The sequence below is a fragment of the Bacillus sp. OV322 genome, from assembly GCF_900112495.1.
Lineage (GTDB): Bacteria > Bacillota > Bacilli > Bacillales > DSM-1321 > Peribacillus.
Genome location: NZ_FOMA01000008.1, coordinates 129,489 through 149,011 on the forward strand (window position 1 = coordinate 129,489; position 19,523 = coordinate 149,011).

General features: G+C 42.5%; 19 protein-coding genes and 1 pseudogene. 7 read left to right on the forward strand and 13 right to left on the reverse strand.

Annotated features, from left to right (window positions below):
* Positions 1 to 543: 543 nt before the first annotated feature.
* The 3 genes from mglC to mglB all read right to left on the reverse strand — a co-directional run bounded on the left by mglC (position 544) and on the right by mglB (position 4,224).
* Positions 544 to 1,569 carry a galactose/methyl galactoside ABC transporter permease MglC gene (gene mglC / locus BM126_RS19075; RefSeq protein WP_071349890.1) on the reverse strand — a complete coding sequence of 342 codons (1,026 nt, stop codon included), beginning with the start codon at positions 1,567 to 1,569 and terminating at the stop codon, positions 544 to 546.
* Between the two features lie 12 nt (positions 1,570 to 1,581).
* Positions 1,582 to 3,087, reverse strand: a complete 1,506-nt coding sequence (mglA, locus tag BM126_RS19080) for a galactose/methyl galactoside ABC transporter ATP-binding protein MglA (RefSeq protein ID WP_090991014.1) — start codon at positions 3,085 to 3,087, stop codon at positions 1,582 to 1,584.
* Positions 3,088 to 3,168: 81 nt separating this feature from the next.
* Complete coding sequence (gene mglB / locus BM126_RS19085; RefSeq protein ID WP_090991015.1) at positions 3,169 to 4,224, reverse strand: galactose/glucose ABC transporter substrate-binding protein MglB; 1,056 nt, start codon at positions 4,222 to 4,224, stop codon at positions 3,169 to 3,171.
* A 528-nt stretch (positions 4,225 to 4,752) separates the two neighbouring features.
* Here mglB and BM126_RS19090 point away from each other — a divergent pair.
* Positions 4,753 to 5,772, forward strand: a complete 1,020-nt coding sequence (locus BM126_RS19090) for a LacI family DNA-binding transcriptional regulator (protein WP_090991016.1) — start codon at positions 4,753 to 4,755, stop codon at positions 5,770 to 5,772.
* A gap of 416 nt (positions 5,773 to 6,188) precedes the next feature.
* On the opposite strand, the gene BM126_RS19095 is transcribed toward BM126_RS19090, so the two are convergent.
* From BM126_RS19095 to BM126_RS19125, 6 genes are all read right to left on the reverse strand, one after another.
* Complete coding sequence (locus BM126_RS19095; RefSeq protein WP_090991017.1) at positions 6,189 to 6,551, reverse strand: hypothetical protein; 363 nt, start codon at positions 6,549 to 6,551, stop codon at positions 6,189 to 6,191.
* Positions 6,552 to 6,793: 242 nt separating this feature from the next.
* Complete coding sequence (locus BM126_RS19105) at positions 6,794 to 7,948, reverse strand: CAP domain-containing protein (RefSeq protein ID WP_090991046.1); 1,155 nt, start codon at positions 7,946 to 7,948, stop codon at positions 6,794 to 6,796.
* 218 nt (positions 7,949 to 8,166) lie between these two features.
* Positions 8,167 to 8,328: an aspartyl-phosphate phosphatase Spo0E family protein gene (locus BM126_RS19110; RefSeq protein WP_090991019.1), complete on the reverse strand. Its 162-nt coding sequence runs from the start codon at positions 8,326 to 8,328 to the stop codon at positions 8,167 to 8,169.
* Between the two features lie 333 nt (positions 8,329 to 8,661).
* The gene (gene hxlB, locus BM126_RS19115; RefSeq protein WP_090991020.1) at positions 8,662 to 9,219 is read right to left on the reverse strand and encodes a 6-phospho-3-hexuloisomerase; all 558 of its coding nucleotides are present in this window, start codon (positions 9,217 to 9,219) and stop codon (positions 8,662 to 8,664) included.
* 5 nt (positions 9,220 to 9,224) lie between these two features.
* Positions 9,225 to 9,854 (reverse strand): 3-hexulose-6-phosphate synthase, encoded by a 630-nt coding sequence (hxlA, locus tag BM126_RS19120; protein ID WP_090991021.1) that lies wholly within the window; start codon positions 9,852 to 9,854, stop codon positions 9,225 to 9,227.
* 526 nt (positions 9,855 to 10,380) lie between these two features.
* Complete coding sequence (locus BM126_RS19125) at positions 10,381 to 11,520, reverse strand: zinc-dependent alcohol dehydrogenase (protein ID WP_090991022.1); 1,140 nt, start codon at positions 11,518 to 11,520, stop codon at positions 10,381 to 10,383.
* Positions 11,521 to 11,772: 252 nt separating this feature from the next.
* Between BM126_RS19125 and BM126_RS19130 the strand changes: the two genes are divergently transcribed.
* Entirely contained in the window at positions 11,773 to 11,883 is a 111-nt protein-coding gene (locus BM126_RS19130; RefSeq protein WP_071353283.1) for a YjcZ family sporulation protein, read from the forward strand.
* A 115-nt stretch (positions 11,884 to 11,998) separates the two neighbouring features.
* Positions 11,999 to 12,478 carry a hypothetical protein gene (locus tag BM126_RS19135; RefSeq protein ID WP_090991023.1) on the forward strand — a complete coding sequence of 160 codons (480 nt, stop codon included), beginning with the start codon at positions 11,999 to 12,001 and terminating at the stop codon, positions 12,476 to 12,478.
* An 80-nt stretch (positions 12,479 to 12,558) separates the two neighbouring features.
* Here the strand turns inward: BM126_RS19135 and BM126_RS19140 are convergent, their stop codons facing one another.
* Positions 12,559 to 12,801: a hypothetical protein gene (locus tag BM126_RS19140; RefSeq protein WP_090991024.1), complete on the reverse strand. Its 243-nt coding sequence runs from the start codon at positions 12,799 to 12,801 to the stop codon at positions 12,559 to 12,561.
* Positions 12,802 to 13,012: 211 nt separating this feature from the next.
* Here BM126_RS19140 and BM126_RS19145 point away from each other — a divergent pair, with 211 nt between their 5' ends.
* The 3 genes from BM126_RS19145 to BM126_RS19155 are packed head-to-tail and all read left to right on the forward strand — an operon-like array spanning position 13,013 to position 16,578.
* Positions 13,013 to 14,377, forward strand: a complete 1,365-nt coding sequence (locus tag BM126_RS19145; RefSeq protein ID WP_090991025.1) for a spore germination protein — start codon at positions 13,013 to 13,015, stop codon at positions 14,375 to 14,377.
* Positions 14,378 to 15,478, forward strand: coding sequence for a GerAB/ArcD/ProY family transporter (locus BM126_RS19150; RefSeq protein ID WP_090991026.1), 1,101 nt, complete (start codon positions 14,378 to 14,380; stop codon positions 15,476 to 15,478). It begins immediately after the preceding gene.
* On the forward strand, positions 15,475 to 16,578 hold the full coding sequence (locus tag BM126_RS19155; RefSeq protein ID WP_090991027.1) for a Ger(x)C family spore germination protein: 1,104 nt from the start codon (positions 15,475 to 15,477) through the stop codon (positions 16,576 to 16,578). Before BM126_RS19150 ends, BM126_RS19155 begins: the two co-directional genes overlap by 4 nt.
* 73 nt (positions 16,579 to 16,651) lie before the next feature.
* On the opposite strand, the gene BM126_RS19160 is transcribed toward BM126_RS19155, so the two are convergent.
* Positions 16,652 to 17,029: a general stress protein gene (locus tag BM126_RS19160; protein WP_090991028.1), complete on the reverse strand. Its 378-nt coding sequence runs from the start codon at positions 17,027 to 17,029 to the stop codon at positions 16,652 to 16,654.
* 170 nt (positions 17,030 to 17,199) lie between these two features.
* Between BM126_RS19160 and BM126_RS19165 the strand changes: the two genes are divergently transcribed.
* On the forward strand, positions 17,200 to 18,162 hold the full coding sequence (locus BM126_RS19165) for a sigma-70 family RNA polymerase sigma factor (protein ID WP_177201508.1): 963 nt from the start codon (positions 17,200 to 17,202) through the stop codon (positions 18,160 to 18,162).
* Between the two features lie 37 nt (positions 18,163 to 18,199).
* Here the strand turns inward: BM126_RS19165 and BM126_RS23425 are convergent, their stop codons facing one another.
* Both BM126_RS23425 and BM126_RS23430 read right to left on the reverse strand, forming a co-directional pair.
* Positions 18,200 to 18,979 (reverse strand): methyl-accepting chemotaxis protein, encoded by a 780-nt coding sequence (locus BM126_RS23425; RefSeq protein ID WP_371261475.1) that lies wholly within the window; start codon positions 18,977 to 18,979, stop codon positions 18,200 to 18,202.
* Positions 18,962 to 19,492: pseudogene (locus BM126_RS23430) on the reverse strand (protoglobin domain-containing protein); the annotation flags it as partial. The pseudogene BM126_RS23430 and the gene BM126_RS23425, both read right to left, overlap by 18 nt.
* Positions 19,493 to 19,523 lie beyond the last annotated feature (31 nt).

The window sequence follows — 19,523 nt, forward strand, 5'->3', positions numbered from 1 at the left end:
TTTTCTTAAAGGTTATTGTTTTTTTAATTTGTTATGTGAGGCGTTCCCATTGTCAAGTCAGGTTGATTGGAGCGTAAGGTGCGAGACTCCTGCGGGATTAGCAGAACAGGTGAGACCCCGCAGGCGCAGCCGAGGAGGCTCACCGCCTGCCCCGCGGAAAGTGAGCATCCTGAAGCGGAAATCAACCACCTTGTTTTATAGCAACAAAGTTTACGAAAACAGCTTTTTTTTGTTGAGCTGAAGAAGAGGATAAGTACAAATAATTATTGTAAAGATACCCAAAAAAGTGCCTTTCGCTCATAAAAAACAAAAACTCGCTCTTATCAAGCCGGATTTGGCTCGAATGACGGAAGATTTGGGTCGATTATCCATTTAACTAGGAATTATTGCGGTCTGTATTCCTGGTTAAAGAGGTCAAAACGTCGCTTTCTGGAAAAGGTCACTTAAGTACCGCAGAAGATAAACTATTGAAAGCAATTTTTAAAAGAAATCTTCAATAAAAAAACCTCCAGCGAATATCCGCTGAAGGTTTTAGCCGCAGGCTTATTTCCTTTTGGCATGTTTTCTCATATCAAAGGCTACAGCCAAGATGATGATGGCTCCTTTTACGATGAATTGGATGTACGGGCTGACTCCAAGGAAGGCTAGTCCGTAGTTGATGATCTGGAAAATGAGAACCCCTGTAATAACTCCAGGGACTGTTCCGATACCTCCTGATAAGGATACGCCTCCTACTACGCAGGCTGCGATGGCATCAAGTTCGTACATGTTTCCTGTGTTGTTTGTGGCACTTCCGACACGTCCTGCTTCAAGGGCGCCGGAGAATCCATATAATAAACCTGCAATTGTATAAATAATGATCAGGTTTTTTGTAACGTTTACACCTGAAACCTTTGCAGCATCAGGATTTCCTCCAATTGCATACATGTTTTTTCCAAGCTGTGTCTTATTCCAGATCACCCAGATGATAATGGAAACAATGGCAGCATAGATGACAAGGTACGGCAATTCATAGGATCCGATTGGAATGCCCCGCTGTGCAAATGTAGTAAAAGCCTGGCTCAAACCGCCGATCGGCTGTGCTCCATATGGAGGACGGTCAAAATAGATGGAGGTAAGTCCGTATACAGTAATCATCATGCCGAGAGTGGCGATGAAAGGCGGCACGTGAAGTTTTGAGACAATAACGCCATTAAGCGCACCAATAAGACCAGTAACGATCATGGCGATTAAAATTGGTACAAATAGCGGCAGTTCAGCTAAATGCGGGTACATCCGGTACGCATAGTCTGAAGCCTGCAAAAGGGAGGCCGAAATTACAGCAGCAAGGCCGACCATCCGCCCTGCTGACAAGTCGGTCCCGAATGTAATCAATATTCCGGCCACGCCAAGGGCGATGATGATGCGGGAAGATGATTGGCTTAGGATATTTAAAAAGTTAGTAACCGATAAAAAGTCCGGAGAAGCAATGACAATTACGACTACCAATAGCAGTAACACTACATAAATTACATTATCAACGAGCCATTTTAGATTAAGTCCAGATTTCTTTGACGCTTCATTATTCATTGTACTCTCCTCCTAATACAGGGCTGCAAGCCGCATGATTTCTTCCTGTGAAGCGGCTGCCGTATCGATGATTCCAGCTGCTTTTCCGCTGCTCATGACAAGAATGCGGTCTGTAACACCTATAAGCTCTGGCATTTCAGAGGAAATCATGATAATTCCTTTTCCGTCTGCTGCAAGCTTATTGATGAGCTGGTAAATTTCAAATTTAGCTCCTACATCGATTCCCCTTGTAGGTTCATCAAGCAAAAGTATTTCAGGGTTCGTCAGCAGCCAGCGTCCGATGATGACCTTCTGCTGATTTCCGCCCGACAAGCTGCCGATTGGCGTTTTTTGTGAAGGGGTTTTTACCTTCATGGAGTTAATGACCCAGCTCGTATCTTCATGCACCTTACCGTCTGAAAGGAAGACTCCTTTTGTTTTGTAGCGCGGCAGATTGGCGATGATTGAGTTGAAGCTGATGCTGAGTTCCGGGAAAATTCCAGTTGTCCGCCGTTCCTCCGTTACAAGGGCAAATCCGTTTTTGATTGCATCCTGCGGTGAGTTGTTGACAATCTTTTTCCCGTGCAGCTCAATGGTCCCGGAAGTTAAAGCTCTCATTCCGAATAGTGCTTCGACCACTTCAGTCCGCTTGGATCCGACTAGTCCTGCAATTCCCAATATTTCTCCTTTGCGCAGCTCAAAGCTGACATTATTGAAGGAAGGCTGGGTAACGGCTGTTAAATCAGATACCTTCAGGATGACTTCTCCTGGATGGTTTAATTTGTCCGGGAAGCGGTGTGAAAGGTCGCGCCCTACCATCAGTTTGATGATTTCATCTGTCGTAAGCTCATCGGCAGGCTTTGTGGCGATGCTCCTGCCATCACGCATGATGGTAACTTCATCAGAAATCTGCAGGATTTCCTCCATTTTATGGGATATGTAAATCACTGCGATATTGTCGCTTTGCAGCTTTTTAATGATCCTGAACAAGTGCTCTACTTCTCTTTCAGTTAGGGAGGAAGTAGGTTCGTCCATTACGATAATTTTAGAATGATAGGAAACCGCCTTTGCAATTTCAACCATCTGCATTTCTGACACAGATAATGTGCTGACTTTGCTTCGCGGATCTACTTTAATATCCAGGTTTTTGAAAATGGCGACCGTATCTTCGTACATTTTCTTTTCATCTATGAAGATCCCTTTTTTGGGATACCGTCCAAGCCAGATATTATCCATTACATTCCGCTGGCGGACCTGGTTCAGCTCCTGATGCACCATGGATACTCCGCTTTCAAGCGCCTGTTTTGATGTGGAGAATTGAACCTCCTGGCCATCCAACAGAACCCGGCCTTCATCCACGGAGTAAATGCCAAACAAGCATTTCATCAATGTGGATTTTCCTGCTCCATTTTCACCCATTAAGGCATGTACCGTCCCGGCCTTTACTCTTAGTGTTACATCCTGAAGAGCGATGACACCGGGGAATTTCTTAGTTAGATTCTGCATTTCAAGTAGATAAGCAGTACCCGCTTCTGACATGAGCGAACCTCCTCGCATGACCATTTAAAAAATATGAGAAGCACTGAAAGGAAATGTGCCTCTCATATTTTGATAGTTTTATTACTTGTAAGCGGCTTTACCAACGTCGATATTATCTTTAGTCACTTCTACGTAAGGTACACGCACCGCTTTTGAATCATCCAGTTTCCAGTCTGTTCCAGAAAGAACATCTTTTCCTTTTGCTGCATTTGTTGCAAGGTCGATTGTAGCTTTACCCTGATTTTTTGCATCGTTAAGTACTGTTCCGGCCATTTTGCCTTTTTCAATCATTTCAAGTGCTTCAGGAATTGCATCCACACCTACAACAGGCATGTATTTGTCTTTAGTGAAGTACCCCGCTTTTTCTAGAGAAGCGATGGCTCCAAGTGCCATTCCATCGTTGTTGCAGATTACATATTCAATTTTATCGCCGTATTTAGCGATCCAGGCATCCATTTTTTCTGTAGCTTTTGTTGCATCCCACATAGCTGTATCCAATGCGAGCTGATCGACCTCGATGCCTTTTCCTTTTATCGCATCGATTGCATACTTTGTGCGCGCTTCAGCATCTGGATGCCCCGGCTCGCCTTTCAGCAATACGTACTGGATTTTTCCATCTTTATTTTTATCCCATTTCGCTTTGTTGGCTTCCCATGATTTTGCTACCATTTCACCCTGGATCACACCGGATTCAGAAGAGGTTGTACCAACATACCATGCCTTGTCATAGCTTTTCATTACCGCAGCATCCGGTTCTTTGTTGAAGAAGATGACAGGAAGGTTTTTCGCTTTTGCTTTATCTACGATTGTAGAGGCAGCCTTAGGGTCAACAAGGTTGATGGCCAGTGCTTTAGAGCCTTTTGCAATCAGAGTGTCCACTTGCTCGGTCTGTTTTGACTGGTCATTCTGGGAATCGTTCAGCATAAGCTTTACTTTGCCTTTTGCTTCTGTGTCCATGGAACGGCGGACATAAGACATGAAGTTATCATCAAATTTGTAGATAGTTGCGCCAACAGCTGGAAGACCGCCTTTATCTGATCCGCCTGATCCGCCTGTTGTATCGCTGCATCCGGCAGCGAGCAAAATACTTGAAGCCATTGTTAAAGACAGGATGACACCTTTTTTCTTGTTTAGCATTTCATCATTCCCCTTTTTTTTTATGTGTAACAGCTGGTAAGCGTTTGCTGAAAGCGCAAACATTTACAATTAGTTTACGGTTTTACTAAAAATATTACAATAAAAATTTTTAATAATTTAATATAAATTTCTTATTTTAGTATTTTTAAGTGAATATATGCGGTATTTTTATACTTAGGACCTATTTATTTTTCTTATAAATTCTGAATCTCCTATCTTTTTCTTAAAAATATTGTAAGCGCAACCATTTTAATGTAGATACTTAAAAAGAAAGATAGTAAACTTTTTAGTGAATCAGTTTCAGCAAAATATTCAAATAGCACAAATCAGTTATAAGCAGAGGAAATATGCTGTAAAAAACTTGCAGCAGCGGGGATATTGACTAATCCCGCTGGTGTTAGTGGCGGAACCGGGATGCGGGAAGTTATCTATCTCTTAACTTGAAGGCTGCTGTCTTGAAGCGGAAATCTTGCAGGCCGTTTATTCCGGAGTAAATGAAAGCTTAATAAAAGGGCGGGTGCAGCAATAGTGGCAACATTAAAGGATATTGCAAAAAAGGCAGGAGTGTCGATTGCAACTGTTTCACGTGTATTAAATGATGATGATAGCCTTTCTGTTGCGGCGGAAACGAGGGACCGCATTTTATCCATTACGGATGAAATGGACTATCGAAGGTCGAAACAGCAGAAGCAGCAGGCTAAAGCCGTCATGAATGTAGGACTTTTTTATTGGTATTCTAAGGATCAGGAGGCAGCGGATCCTTATTATTTATCCATTCGCTTAGGGATTGAGAATGCCTGTGCCGAGCGGGGCATTAACCTTGTAAAACTCTATAAAACCAGTGAAAGCTACCGGACTAATTTTAAAGGATCGCTTCATGGCATAATAGCTGCCGGGAAATACAGCAAAAAAGATGTTGAGTGCTTCAGGAATCTTTCCCCCCATTTTGTTCTTGTGGACTATGCATTGTCTGACAGTATTGATTGCGTGGTGCCAGACATCAGAAAAGCCATGATTGGGGTGCTGGATTACCTTTTTAGCGGGGGACACAGGAAAATAGGCTATATCGGCGGCCACGAGTACGTACAGACCAATCAGCCGATCGGTGATGAGCGGGAATCTGCCTTTTGTGAGTATATGACAATAAAAGGGCTTTACCGTCCTGACTATGTTTGGACGGGGCGTTTTACCGCAGAGGATGGTTTTGAATTAATGAGGGAGGCATTGGCCTGTGCAGACAGGCCGACCGCTTTTTTCGTTGCAAGTGACTCGATGGCCATAGGTGCCTTAAGGGCATTGCATGAAAAGAAGGTGAGGGTGCCGCAGGATATCTCGATTGTCAGCTTCAATGATATCGAAATGGCCCAGTATATACATCCCCCGCTTTCTACTGTAAGGGTCGAGACTGAATTCATGGGGGAGACGGCTGTAGATCTCTTAATGGAGCAGATGCAGTCAAATCGGACACTTGCAAAAAAAATCGTTACCCCGTGCACCTTGATGATCCGGGAAAGCTCCTCCAGCAGGCAGTATATATCCGCAGATTAATTTAAAAAGGCACTGGAAAAAGCCCCATTCATTTATTGAATCGGGGCTTTGCTTGTCTTCTTTTTACTTACAGTCTCCATGCGAAGTGAGAAAGATGGCAAGATGGCTGGTATCGTATATTTATCTTAACTTTTCATTAATAACAAAAAAGTTAAATATGCATATCCTTCTTTCTGGAAAAGCAAAGGCATCCCTCTAAGGAAAATTATAGTGATACGCAACGCATGACATGGAATGCAAGAACCATGGCCATATGCACCCCTGCTCATTCAATTGGGGGATAGGGGTTAAAGGTGAACTTTGAACATGAAAGAAGCCATACATATCCCAGAAAAAATGGAATACGTATGGCTTCTATGGCGGGTCTGCAGGTTCCCTGCTGATATATGTTTTTTAGATAGGTATTTTAATAATGATTAAAATCCATCGTCGGAGGCTGCGAAAGGAATTTTTAAATTTCGCTCTACAGCCCTCAGCCTTACATTCAATCTGTTCAATCTCCGGGTGTGAGTTTCATCGTTCCGATTTAGCCGGTTAATGTCCTGATTGATGCGAAGAATCTCTTTATTCAGTCTGAGTATCTCCTGGTTTAAACGGTTAAGCTCTCTAACCTGGTTTTCATTCTGGGTTTCAAGGGCGCTTATTCTTCTTTCAAGCCCTTGGTTCTGCGGGGGCCTGCGGTTAAAATACGCCTGCTCCTCAAGCTGTGGGAATGGCTGGGAGTATACATACTGTGCAGGCTGCGGAATGTATTCCGGATAGTAGCCATAATGATTCATCAAACACCGCTCCTTTATCCTTCTCAATCTCTATAAGATATGTACAATTGTCATGGTTGATTGGGCTGATGCCCGGTGATGGCTGTGCAGTTTTTTTCCCTGAACGTCCATACAAAAGTCACAAAAATCCCGCCGGTTTATAAACCTGGCGGGAAAGCTATCACTTATAAATGTGTTCAGAGTGCAGGAAAAGTCCAAATTATTCAGCTGATTTTCAGTGAACAACGGCGATTTAGTGTCTTTTACTTTGAAAAGAAATTTTCTGTGTAATAAGGCTGGTACTTTGAATTAAAGGCTACTCCGACCCCAAGGTATTCAAAGGATTCTTGAAGGATATTTTCCCTGTGCCCGAGTGAATTCATCAGTCCTTCATGAGCAAATATGCTTGAAAACTGGCCATAAGCCAGGTTTTCCCCTGCAGAGGTGAAAGAAATATTATCTTGGTGCATCCGGTCAAATGGGGATTGGCCCTTAAGGTCTGTATGGTCAAAATAGTTATGCACCGCCATGTCTTCGCTATGTTTTAGTGCTGTTTTCCTGATCTTCCCATCCCAGGACAGCACGTTAAGATGATGGTTTACCCTTGCTGCATTAGTCAAATCGAATAGCTGGTATTCGAAGCCTTTTTCCAGGTTTGCGTCATTGTGCGCATAAAACCCTTTTTTGTGATTTTCAAGCTTTTCGTTTACGATTTGTATTGAAGTGACTTTATTGTCATTATGCTTATCATAGAAAATAGTTACATAGCTTCCATCTACACGGAAAACATCATAATCCCGGTCCTTTTGGAATTCATAAAAAACCATGCCTTTTCGGATGTTTTCAAGGGGAGAACCCAGCTGCTTTAAAACAGTCTGCTTGGGAGTTCCTTGTTTTATGTTTTTCGTAGAGGAAATCAGGTCCTGGTTTGTATATAACCCTGTCACTTTATTATTTGCATCATAGGAGACCATCATAAAATTTTGATAGTTTTTGTAATAGGCATACCACTTTGTTCCATACTCATTATAAGTAGAACGCTTCGCGGGACCGGCTTCTTTTTCCACCTTATCTTTAGAATCCCCAAGCCCTATATTATAAACGGTGAACACATGCTGTGATGGAATGCTTAGCTTAGGTTTTGCGGCTTGTCCCGATTCAGCCTTCTGCTGGGGAAGCTTATCCGCAGTTTTTTCCAGCTTGCCCAATGCTCCCTGAATGTCTGCCGAAATTTTATCCATTGCTGTTGCAATATCAGGATTATTTTTTGCTTGCTTTATCTGTGCTGCCGCTTTTTCAAAAGCATGACCAAAATCATTTCTGTCCCAGTGTTTAACAAAGACAGTATACATGAGCAGCAAGCAACCTATCAGAAGAATGAAACGCCTCAACTGCATCCCCTCCGCTTCTATTTTCATTCTGCCCGTTTTTTGGAAATATATGTGCGGCTCTGATGGAGCACGGAATATAAGTATAGCAGGAATAATAGCCATTTTCTAAATTAAGGAGCAGGTTAATTATGTAAGGAAAGAGGGGAAGACGTTCATATTGCAGGAATGGGATGGTTTTTGTACAAAAAGAAAGACAAAAAATGAAAACGGGGGTTAGAAGATGAGCGGAGCGGTTTGGGAAGGGTTCAATTTTGCTTATTCTGAAACTGGTAAGCGGCAATATATTCATCAAGCTCTTGGCTCAGCTTGATTGTTTCAGGGGATGCAAGTCCGAGGGTATTGGCAGATGAAATCATTTTTTTGCGGATGGAATCTATCATTGAAGTGATTTCATTTTTCTGCAGCATGAATTTTCCTCCTTCTTTAGAACTAATTTTTTTTATTTTACACTAAAAAGTACAAAATGTAACCAGGTATTTGGGAATTATAGTAAATTTTTTCTTTGTTATTGAAGATTAAAGCAATAATATTATATTAAAATAATTACAGGGGCCTCAATTCATTAGTAAGAGTAAAAGGTATACTTCTGCAGAAGGCAATAAGCAGGCAAGAATCTGCCTGCTTATTGAGTGCCCTGATATATAAATTCCATTTTTTCTGCGAGATTCATGCTGCACTCCAGAACATATCTGCAGGAAAAAAAAACTGTGCAACCAAAGAACCGCGCTAACTGGTATGCGTTATTCCAGATTGGCATGTCTTCCGTACATGTTTGTTGTATCCAAACCCTTTTTTTCCATAAAGCGCAAAATCACAGCGTCAAAAAACAACAGCAATGTTTGTTCGAATAATGAGCCCATAGGCTGGATGGTGGTCCTATCATCATTAGTTTTATCTTTGGGTGACCCTGGCAGCTGGATCACAATGTCAGCCAGCCTTGCAATAGAGGAATCAGGCGAGATAGTCACTGCTGCAATGGTTCCGCCGATGCTTTTTGCCTTTTCTGCCAGGGAGAGCAGGCTTTTTGTTTCTCCTGAACCTGTTCCGATAATGATTAAATCATCCTTATCAAAGCTGGGAGTTACAGTTTCGCCAACCACATAACCATCCAGGCCCATATGCATCATCCGCATAACAAAGGATTTGGCCATGAAACCTGAACGTCCTGCTCCTGCTGCAAAGATTTTTTTTGATTCCAGAATTTTATTGACAAGCTGTTCTGCTTCTTCGTCCGGCAGCTGTGCTGCGGAGCGGGTTAACTCATCTACAATGGTCTGAAAATACTCTGTGGTTTTCATGCTGGTTATCCTTTGATCAGCTTTTGCATTTCTGCCGCTGCCGCTTTTTTATCATTTTGGCCAGTGATGCCGCCGCCCACGATTACAAGGTCTGGCTGTGCTTTTAGGACCTCTGGAAGAGTTTCAAGTTTAATGCCGCCAGCTACAGCGGTTTTAGCATTTTTCACTACTCGTTTGATTGCCATCAAGTCTTCGAAAGAATTCTGTCCGACAGCCTGAAGATCGTATCCTGTATGAACACAGATGTAATCAGCTCCAAGCTCATCCAATTCTTTGGCGCGTCCTTCGATGTCTTTCACAGCAATCATATCCACAAGAATTTTTTTGCCTTGTTTTTTTGCTTCCTCAACTGCCCCTTTTATCGATTCATTTTCTGCAGCACCCAGAATCGTTACGATGTCAGCTCCTGCTTCTGAGGCTTTCATTACCTCATATCCGGCAGCATCCATGATTTTTAAGTCAGCCAAAACCTTTAATGAAGGAAAAGCTTCTTTTATTTCCTTCACAGCTCTAAGTCCTTCATTAATGACAACTGGTGTGCCGATTTCAACGATATCAATATGATCCTCAACTTCTTTGATCAATTTCTTTGCTTCCTCAATGTTTACTAAATCTAATGCCAGCTGCAATTCCAAGCTGCTCACTCCTCTTTTTTATTGGCTCTTTTCTTAAAGATTGTTGTTTTAAATGAGTTCTGTAAGATAATCCCATTGTTAAATCTGGCTGATTGGAGCGTAAGGTGCGAGACTCCTGCGGGATTAGCGGGACAGCTGAGGAGGCTCACCGCCCGCCCCGCGGAAAGCGAGCTCCTGGAGCGGAAATCAGCCACCTCGTTTTATAGCAACAAACTTTACGAAGAAAGCCTTTTTATTTTACAAAAATAATATACCCTTTTTGCATTGCACCTAAGCTTCCTGATGCTTTTATTTGAAGCAAGTGTACAATGTATAAAGCGTTATGAGAAGTACGCACTTTTTATTTACATAGTGTATGAAAGTATACTGTAAGGAAGGATGCGCAACTTTCGCTCCAATCAACCCTATTTAACAATGAGATCATCTCAGAACTATTAAAAATAGCAAGTCTCTTGAAGAACAAAGCGCATGAAAATAATAAATGTACAAATCAAAAAACCCGCCTTAAGGAGGGCGGGTTGGTGTTTTATGGCTTCAGTACAACCTTGATGCAATCATCTTGGTGATTGTAGAAGGTACTGTATGCATCGCTTGCATGATCAAGCGGTACTTTATGAGTAATAATCTCGGTAGGGTCGAATTCCTTGTCGATAATTTTCTTGAATAGTTCAGGCATATAATGAATAACAGGGGCCTGTCCCATTTTAAGAGTAATATTCCGTTCAAAGAGATTGCCAAGAGGGAACATATTGTACATAGAGCCATATACGCCTGTCAGCTGAATGGTGCCGAATTTTTTGACGGCATCTTTGGCAATTTGAATCGGGCTCAGTGTACCTCCTTGAAGTTTAAGCTTTTGCTCAATTGCTTCAAGAGCGGATTTTTTTCCATCCATTCCGACACAGTCAATCACTACATCTGCGCCGCCTTTTGTAATTTCTTTAATATATGAACCAGTATTATCATAATCCTCAAAGTTAATGATTTCAGAGTTATTCATTTTCTTAGCATGGTTCAGGCGGTATGGAACATGGTCAATCGCAATTACGCGCTTGGCACCTTTCATCCATGCGAATTTCTGTGCCATTAGGCCAACAGGCCCGCAGCCAAGCACAGCGACGGTATCACCTGGTTTCATTCCTGAATTTTCAACACTCCAGTAGGCTGTGGGCAATACATCGGATAAAAATAGAAAAGCCTCGTCTTCTTGTTCGGCAGATTCCGGGATAACAAATGGCATGAAATTGCCATATGGCACACGCAGATATTCTGCTTGTCCGCCTGGATAGTTTCCGTAGCGTTCAGTAAAGCCAAAATAGCCTCCTGTATCAATGTGCGGATTGGAATTGGAGTTGTCACACTGGCTTTCCATATGGTTTTCACAGTAATGGCAGTGTCCGCAAGAGACATTAAACGGAAGAACAACTCTGTCTCCTTTTTTAACTTTCGTTACATCAGGGCCGATTTCTTCAACAATGCCCATTGGTTCATGTCCGATAACATAGCCTGGCACTGCAGGCAATGCTCCCTGATAGATGTGAAGATCAGAGCCGCAGATGGCTGTGGATGTTATGCGTACTATAATATCATCATTTTTTTGCAGCTTTGGATCTTCCACTTGTTTAACTTGGATATCTTTTGCTCCCTGAAACGTTACAGCCTTCATAATCATCCTCCTAAATTTGGAATACCCCTTTTTTATACCCCACATGGATATCATGTATTCCTTTTGGCTAAATCTTGCTTGACTCCTTAGTGGAAATTATTCCGCTTATATTCAATGCGTATATATATGTGAAGGATTTTTTAAAAATTTTATTAGGTCACTTGCCGTAAAGCCTACATAGGATACAAAGTAATCAAGGGGAACTTTAAGATGGATGGATCCCGAAAAATCCTGAAGAAATGGAGTGATTGGATGTCTGACGGTGTTGCCGGCGGTTACGGATTTGGCGGAGGTTTCGCCTTAATAGTCGTTTTGTTCATATTAATCATAATTATTGGCTGCAGCTGCGGTTTTGGCTGCTAAGAAGTTTATTAAATGATACATGAAACATTCTTTTAGCAAAATTCATATACCTGTATAACAAGCATGAAGATTTACATGCAGCTAAACAGCTGCCAATTACGAGGAGGAGCTTTACATGGAAGAAGTTAGACCGATGTATGGAAGCGGAGGCATGGGAGGATACCCTGGCCACGGCGGCGGAGGCATGGGAGGATACCCTGGCCACGGCGGCGGAGGCATGGGAGGATATCCGGGCCACTGGGGCGGTGGAAGCATGGGAGGATACCCTGGCCACTGGGGCAGCGGGGGCATGGGAGGATACCCTGGCCACTGGGGTGGCGGAAGCATGGGAGGATATCCGGGCCACTGGGGCGGCGGAGGCATGGGAGGATACCCTGGCCACTGGGGCAGCGGGGGCATGGGAGGATACCCTGGCCACTGGGGCAGCGGAAGCATGGGAGGATACCCTGGCCACTGGGGCAGCGGAAGCATGGGGGGATACCCGGGCCACTGGGGTGGCGGAAGCATGGGAGGATACCCTGGCTCTGGCTATGGCGGCGGAAGCATGGGAGGATATCCTGGCACTGCAAGCCCTGGCACAGGACAGCACGGGTAAGTAAGTTTCTTTACCCTGTACGCGTGAGACAAGGAAAAAGTGCAAAGCCGCCATCCTTCCGGGATAGCGGCTTTGCGCTTTTATTTTTTAAACAGTGAGATGATAGATCGCATTTGATTGAGCATTTGAAGCCCGTTCTTCACCTTGCCAGCGTGTGACATGATATTGCCAAGCCCAGAGAAATTGCTGTGCTCAGATGCTGCAGTGTTTCGCTCTTTGCTTCTTGGGCTGCGGGGGAGATGATTACGGCGCCCATCGGATGGCCGTCTGTTCACCCTTCCTTTATAAGGTGCCCTCCCGCCATTATGAAATTGAAATGGCATGCATTTGCCTCCTTTTTACAATGCCTTTCTAAAAGCCTTCTATCTAAATTATGCGGCAGCACAAAATATGCTTGGACGAAAGCGGGACAGCCAAAAGAAGTGTGATCAGCGGGCAGTCTGACTCCGGTTAACCCCCGCGTTTTATGCATGAAAAAGATAAACGATCCCAATACTAAATAAATAGTAAAAGGAAGAGGTGTTGATAAAGACTATGGAAAATGAAAGTAAGGTCATCAGCACCTTAAAGAGAAAATTTAATGAAAGCAAAGACTTTATTATTCATGAATTTCAATACTACGAAAATGGCATTGTGCTGGTATATCTTCAAAGCATGTGCGATGAAGAAAAAATAAAGAAAGAAATTATTCAGCCGCTGATGATGTGCGATAAGGAAAGTAGATTTGTTCTGCATTTGTTATCTTTGCCAGGTTCGGTAAAGATAACAGACCAGGAAAGTATAGAGAGCAAACTGCTGGGAGGAAATACGATAGTATTCATTTCTGGATCTGTGTATGCACTCAGTGAAGTTAAAAAAGTCAACATAGAACCTCTGGAAACCATGGTGGAAACATCTGTCCAGGGACCCCAAAAAGGTTTAAGTGAAGAGTTATATACAAATATTACTATGATCAGGAACCGGTATCCTTCCACTGATTTAATGGTTGAACACCATACAGCTGGCACCCTTTCTAAAACCCCTGTTGCTCTTATGTATGATGTTTCTTATGTGCAGGAAGATGTGCTGAATCAATTAAAAAGCAGCCTGGCAGAAATTGATATGGATATGATCCAATCAGCGGGCCAGCTGCAGAATGCATTAACAAAGAAAAAATACCGCTTATTTCCAACCATAATGATTACAGAACGTCCTGATAGGCTAGCTTTGTGTCTTGCACAGGGAAAGGTTATTGTACTAGTGAACGGGACACCATTTGGGCTAATACTGCCATCGGTGTTTTTTGATTTTATTTCAGCAATGGATGATTTATCCCATACATATTGGATTGCACAGCTAATGATCATTTTACGTTATATCGGATTGATTATAACGCTTGTTTTACCTGCCTTATATGTGGCGATTACCTCTTACAATCCGGAAATATTAAGATCTCAGCTTACATTGACTATTGCGGGAAGCAGGGAGGCAGTTCCGTATCCCTCTTTTTTTGAAGTGATTTTTATGATGCTGGCCGTTGAAATGCTGGTGGAATCGAGCATCCGGCTGCCAAAAGCAATAGGTCCGACAGCAACTACAGTCGGAGGGCTGATTCTCGGACAGGCCGCACAGCAGGCACAGCTTGTCAGCTCCATTATGATTATCATTACAGCTTTTGTGGCGATATCGAATTTCACGATCCCGATTAATGCAATGAGTTTTGCTATCCGTGTTGCCAGATACCCGCTGATTTTATTTGCCAGCTTCTTCGGAATTGTAGGACTGATTGCGGGATTTGTCATAATGCTTTCTTATTTGACTGATCTGCGGAGCTTTGGCAAACCGTATCTTGCTATTGCCGGCGGATCTAGTAAGCGCATTATGAAAATAACAGGGAGCAAAAAGGAGGATTCACGCTAGTTGTCGCGCTATTTTTATTACCTTGTGATTATGTGCATGTCCTTAAATATTGTGATTAATGTTCCAATGGTCCTTGTGCAGGAACGTTTTAACGGTGCAATAATGTCGATTTTGATCAGCATACCTGTTGGAACCTTTCTTGCTTACTTTTTCACCAAAGCAATGAGCCGCTATAAAAGCAAGGGCCTTCCTGAAGTTTTTGCTGAGGAACTGCCGAAATATGTAAGTATACCGTATCTGTTTTTTTTAGGAATGATGTGGATCCTTAGCGGAACGTTTGCAGTTGTTTCATTCAGCTATATTATAAAGCTTTACTTAATGCCAGAAATGGATGTCAGGGTCATCACGGGGCTTCTCATAGCTACAGTCATATTCGGGGCAGCAAGGCAGACGAAATCAGTTATGTTCTTGACCGAGATTATCATCATCATTACTTTTCCATTGGTGGCTTTCATTCTGTTTAAGGCAGTGACCAGTGATTTTTTTTACCCCATCCATGTACTAAGAGAGCTTCATTTCACATGGCAGTGGCCTAGTTACAGCAGTATTTGTGCTTCAACATATTTATTTACAGGGTATATAAATTTAGGTATAGCAAATCGCTATATTGACTCATCGAAGGTTTTGCGGTTCTTTTGGCTTGTCCCGGTCCTCGGAACTTTAATTATAATCAGCACATTTTTTATTCCTTTGGGGTTTTTCGGAATTGAAGCGATTGGTGATTTTGTTTATCCATGGTTAATTACAGCGGATACTTTAAAAATGGAATATGGCTTCATTGAACGGGTAAGTTTTTTCTTTCTTTTAGTTTTCCTTCTTTTGAGTCTCCTCTTTGGAATTGTGACATGGCATATTGGTCTTAAATTAATTATAGGTATGGTTGCGGGAGCTAAGAGAGGGAAGCGGCGCCTTCTGTCCCAGCGTGCTTATTCTTTCATCTTTTTAGCGGCAGTGGGTGCGGGGACCCTGGTGCTTGGAGAGTCTGTAAATCAGAGGGAATTTTTCACAATTGTGCGCTATTGGCTGAATTTCCGGCTGCCTGCAGAAGTTCTTTTAGTTCTCACCATTCTTCTTATGTCGTTAAGGAGGAAAAACACATGAGCAAATGGCATATCATCCTTATTTCGCTTATTCTGTCTGTTTCAGGAGTGCTCTGCGGATGCGGATTCAGGGATATTGATAAACGATTTTTCGTTGTCTCGATGGGAGTTGATAAGTCTTCGGATCCTAAAAAGCCTTATCATGTGACATTGAAGCTTGCCATCCCGGCAGCACAGGTTGCTGCAGGCAAATCAAACAGCCAGATCATCTCTCAAAATGCTGATTCTATACCAGAGGCCATCCGGGTAATGAAGGCAAAAGTAGACAAAGAATTCGACTTCGGCCATTGCAAAGTGCTGCTATTTGATAAAAAAATCATCGATGAAAATCCGAAAACTGTCCTGAATTGGTTTGTGCGCAGAAGGGATATACAGGGAATTTCCTTTATAGCCATTGCAGAGCCTTCCTCAAAAAAAGTCCTTCAAATCAACCCTAAATCCGAAAGGCTTCCCGGCAACGCATTGGTTTTTGCTTTTGATGAAACGACAAATACCTCCACATATGTCCTGACTGAAATCCTGAATGATTTTTATTCAAAGCTTAGGGAGGAGGGAATTGATCCGGTATTGCCGATCATCAGGCCAGCTGAAAAAAGCTATACCATCGATACAGCAGCGGTGTATGGGGGAACAAGGCTTAAGGGTGAGCTTGACCGGAATGAAACCAGAATGCTGAACGAAATGCTAAACACATCTAAAAGAGGGCAAATCAATACGGGAAAAGGGAAAGAACATTTTTTTATCAATGTGAACAGATTCAGTAACAATATTGATATCATCACTCCTGCCAATCAAAGGCCATACGCCAATATTTATATAAAGGTAGAAGGGTATGTAGAAGAATCCAACGGGAAATTAAGCACGAATAAAGAATTATTAGAGCACCAAAGAAAAGCCTCGCTTGACATAAATCTCCGGATAGAAGAGCTATTAAAACATTTGCAGAGAATGGGTGCGGATCCATTGGGTTTGGGCCTGAAATATGGTGCCAGGCATGGTTCAGGACAAAAACAGGAGAACGAATGGAAGGAAGTTTACAAGAATTTGGATTTTCATGTACATTCAAAGGTTAAGATTGATGGAAGCGGAACAGTATATTAGCCTCAAATGGCTGAAACGAAGCAAAACCCGGGAACATGGAATGCATGCCCGGGTTTTGCTGGATTATAGAAATCTAATCAATGTTCGATTCAGTTTTTAAAATATTTTCATGAAAGGCTTCAACGGCCAGAAGATACTTTCCATCATTAAGGTCTGCTGAATATTTATTAAGCTCAATTTCAGAAACATCTGTGTCTGCAGAAAATACACCGTCGGCTTCATAAGGGCTTGATGTGAAGAATTCCATGAGTTGTTCCATAACGGATTTATCTTCTGGTGTATACTTTGTCCGATCCACCTCTGCGCCTGTCCGGTTTTCCAGATAGCTGCTGTCAGAACGATTTGTAATGACCGTAATGCTTTCTTTTTCATATCCTTTATTTTTTAGATTTTCAATCGCTGAAATCGTTTCGGCGGGTGTTTCGTAAACGCCTACTATGCTTTTTGCCATTTCTGTTTCCTCCTTATTCTCTCTTTAGTATTACATTTTTCCCCGCCGCAGAGCCTCTTAAACAATTAGCCGTACTAATTGGGACCTGTTACTGCAGGAATTAAGGGCTGCCCGCTAGAATGAATAGGTGTGGCGAATGTCTATGCCGAAGTCATAACAGGGGAGTACTTATGGAAAATAAAAAAAACATGGCGGAGATTGGCGAAGATTTGAGACAAACAGAAAGCAACTATAAAAAAACGATTGAGCCTTATCGTTCTGTTTTGTGGAGCTATTGCTACAGGCTGACTGGCTCACCGTGGGACGCAGAAGATCTTGTGCAGGAAACACTTTTGAAGTCACTTTCGCTTCTCTCCAAGGTCTTTCAGGAGATGAACATTAAAGCATATTTATTCAGGATTGCAACAAACATCTGGATTGATCAGCACAGGAGAAGGAAAGCAGAGATAGTAGACGTTTATCCAATGGAAATGGTTCAGGACCCTTCTGGTTCCATTCAATTTCAAACACTTGAAAATATGGAGTTTTTATTAAAACATCTTACGCCTAAACAATTTGCAGCACTGCTATTGACGGATGTGTTTCTTTTTAAAGCAGAAGAAGCAGCCGAAATAATCGGGACAACAAGGGGAGCAGTATATGCTTCATTGGAACGGGGCCGATCAGCGTTAAAGAGCATCCCAAAGGGTCAGGCCCAGCATACAAGAGAACATGCAGTGAATCTTGAACCTTCAAATATCGTGATTGAAAGACTTTTGGAAGGCTTTCGCAATAAGGACGCGAAAGCGATTGCTTCACTGCTCCATGAACATACAAGAACAGAAATTATCCATGCAGGCATTGAATATGGAAAAGAGGAAACCAAGAAAAACTCGCTCAGAGATTGGGAAGAGTCGGCACAAAGGCAGGGTGAAACGGTTGCCCTATACAAAACTCTTTGGGGAAGGCCGGTCATTGCAGAAATGGAAAGAAGGGAGGAAGACTTATTTTTAACAAATATCCACTCCTTTGAGGTTGAAGAGGGGTACGTAATGAACTGGAGGTTTTATTGTTTTTCCTGGGAATTAATGAACCTTGCTGCCGAGGGGCTTAAAGCAGGACTGAATGCAAAGTGTTTTCAAAACCAGTATTAAAAAAGGAGGCCGGCTTCCGCCGTTCCTCCTTGCCTGTTCATTCCATTTCTCTAGTGATGCTTGTCAGTCCATCTGCGGATGAAGCGACCTGGTCAAACGCTTTGCCTAAAGAAGTGATTACACCAGTGAATGAGATCAGTTCTTGCTCAATCCGGTTATTCTGCAATTTTGTTTCACCCATCGTCTTGAGAATCTGTTCAAAATGCTCCCCGGTTTCTTTCATGCTGCTGTTGCCTTCTTTTACGGCTTCCCTTATTTTCTCAAGTGATAAAGTCAGCTTTTCTGCCTGGGAATTAGTATTTAAAATAAGGCCAGCAACATTGGTGACGGATTTTTTTGTTTCATCTGAAAGCTTTCGTACCTCTTCTGCCACAATAGAGAAGCCTTTACCATGTTCCCCGGCCCGGGCTGCTTCAATCGCAGCGTTCAGGGACAGCAGGTTTGTCTGGTCAGCTATGCCTGTTACAATGCTCACGATTTCCTGCATCTGCTTGGAGATTTTCAGTAAAACCTGAAGATCATTTGATATGTCATTTACAGAGTCTTGGATATCAGACATATTATGGTTCTGCTGCTGCAGCTGCTCTTTTCCTTTTTGGGCTCTTTCTTCCGCCAAAATAGAAAGTTCCGTACCAGTATTGGCGAGTGAAACAATTTCGTCTGATTGGGCATTAAGATGATGAAAGGAAGCGTTCGTTTCCTGTGAGATTGCCGCCAGATTCTGCGTGGCATTTGCCACATTTCCGCGTATTAAATTCTTTTGTTCCTCTACCTCATTTTTTAATCGTTCTGTCTCCGCGTCATATGCCTCCAGCACAAGCTGCTGCTCTAAATTCAGTATTTTTGATACAGCCTTCAAAGCAGCAAAGCCTTCTTGTCTATCTTCAATATTTTCTTCAATAATGGAAGAAAGTGAAAGAAACAAGTCCTGAAATGCGCACATATACCATTTTGTCTGCAATCCTATTTTTACATGTATTTGTGCAATCTTAATTCTTTTAAGAAAATAGTCATCGTTAATCACACCGTCAAACATCTCTGAGATATGCCGCTTCAAGGTATTCTTTAAGCGTTCAATTGAACTGTGATGGTTAATGGTGTTCAGTAGAGAAGGTTCATGTTCGAGGTTTTCATAAAACCTATCCACAATTACGTCCATTTTTTCCGCAGCAAATGGCTGAAGATAATTAATCACCCGCAAATCATCCTCTGTTAAACCGATCATCTTAATCTGCTTTTCTACTGAGCTGCCTTTCGTGATTTCAAGCTGTGCTGTGCCTTGTCTCGCTGCAGTTTGCTTTTGTTTTGTCTTTTTAAAGATCATTCTCATATGCCCCCTTGTGTATCTTCCGGCATTTCCC

What these genes read in the sequence shown, in the direction of transcription:
- mglC (WP_071349890.1), bottom strand. Translation starts at nt 1,569, where the DNA reads ATGAATAATGAAGCGTCAAAGAAATCTGGACTTAATCTAAAATGGCTC.
- mglA (WP_090991014.1), bottom strand. Translation starts at nt 3,087, where the DNA reads ATGTCAGAAGCGGGTACTGCTTATCTACTTGAAATGCAGAATCTAACT.
- mglB (WP_090991015.1), bottom strand. Translation starts at nt 4,224, where the DNA reads ATGCTAAACAAGAAAAAAGGTGTCATCCTGTCTTTAACAATGGCTTCA.
- BM126_RS19095 (WP_090991017.1), bottom strand. Translation starts at nt 6,551, where the DNA reads ATGAATCATTATGGCTACTATCCGGAATACATTCCGCAGCCTGCACAG.
- BM126_RS19105 (WP_090991046.1), bottom strand. Translation starts at nt 7,948, where the DNA reads ATGAAAATAGAAGCGGAGGGGATGCAGTTGAGGCGTTTCATTCTTCTG.
- BM126_RS19110 (WP_090991019.1), bottom strand. Translation starts at nt 8,328, where the DNA reads ATGCTGCAGAAAAATGAAATCACTTCAATGATAGATTCCATCCGCAAA.
- hxlB (WP_090991020.1), bottom strand. Translation starts at nt 9,219, where the DNA reads ATGAAAACCACAGAGTATTTTCAGACCATTGTAGATGAGTTAACCCGC.
- BM126_RS19125 (WP_090991022.1), bottom strand. Translation starts at nt 11,520, where the DNA reads ATGAAGGCTGTAACGTTTCAGGGAGCAAAAGATATCCAAGTTAAACAA.
- BM126_RS19130 (WP_071353283.1), top strand. Translation starts at nt 11,773, where the DNA reads ATGTCTGACGGTGTTGCCGGCGGTTACGGATTTGGCGGAGGTTTCGCC.
- BM126_RS19135 (WP_090991023.1), top strand. Translation starts at nt 11,999, where the DNA reads ATGGAAGAAGTTAGACCGATGTATGGAAGCGGAGGCATGGGAGGATAC.
- BM126_RS19140 (WP_090991024.1), bottom strand. Translation starts at nt 12,801, where the DNA reads ATGCCATTTCAATTTCATAATGGCGGGAGGGCACCTTATAAAGGAAGG.
- BM126_RS19145 (WP_090991025.1), top strand. Translation starts at nt 13,013, where the DNA reads ATGGAAAATGAAAGTAAGGTCATCAGCACCTTAAAGAGAAAATTTAAT.
- BM126_RS19155 (WP_090991027.1), top strand. Translation starts at nt 15,475, where the DNA reads ATGAGCAAATGGCATATCATCCTTATTTCGCTTATTCTGTCTGTTTCA.
- BM126_RS19160 (WP_090991028.1), bottom strand. Translation starts at nt 17,029, where the DNA reads ATGGCAAAAAGCATAGTAGGCGTTTACGAAACACCCGCCGAAACGATT.
- BM126_RS19165 (WP_177201508.1), top strand. Translation starts at nt 17,200, where the DNA reads ATGGAAAATAAAAAAAACATGGCGGAGATTGGCGAAGATTTGAGACAA.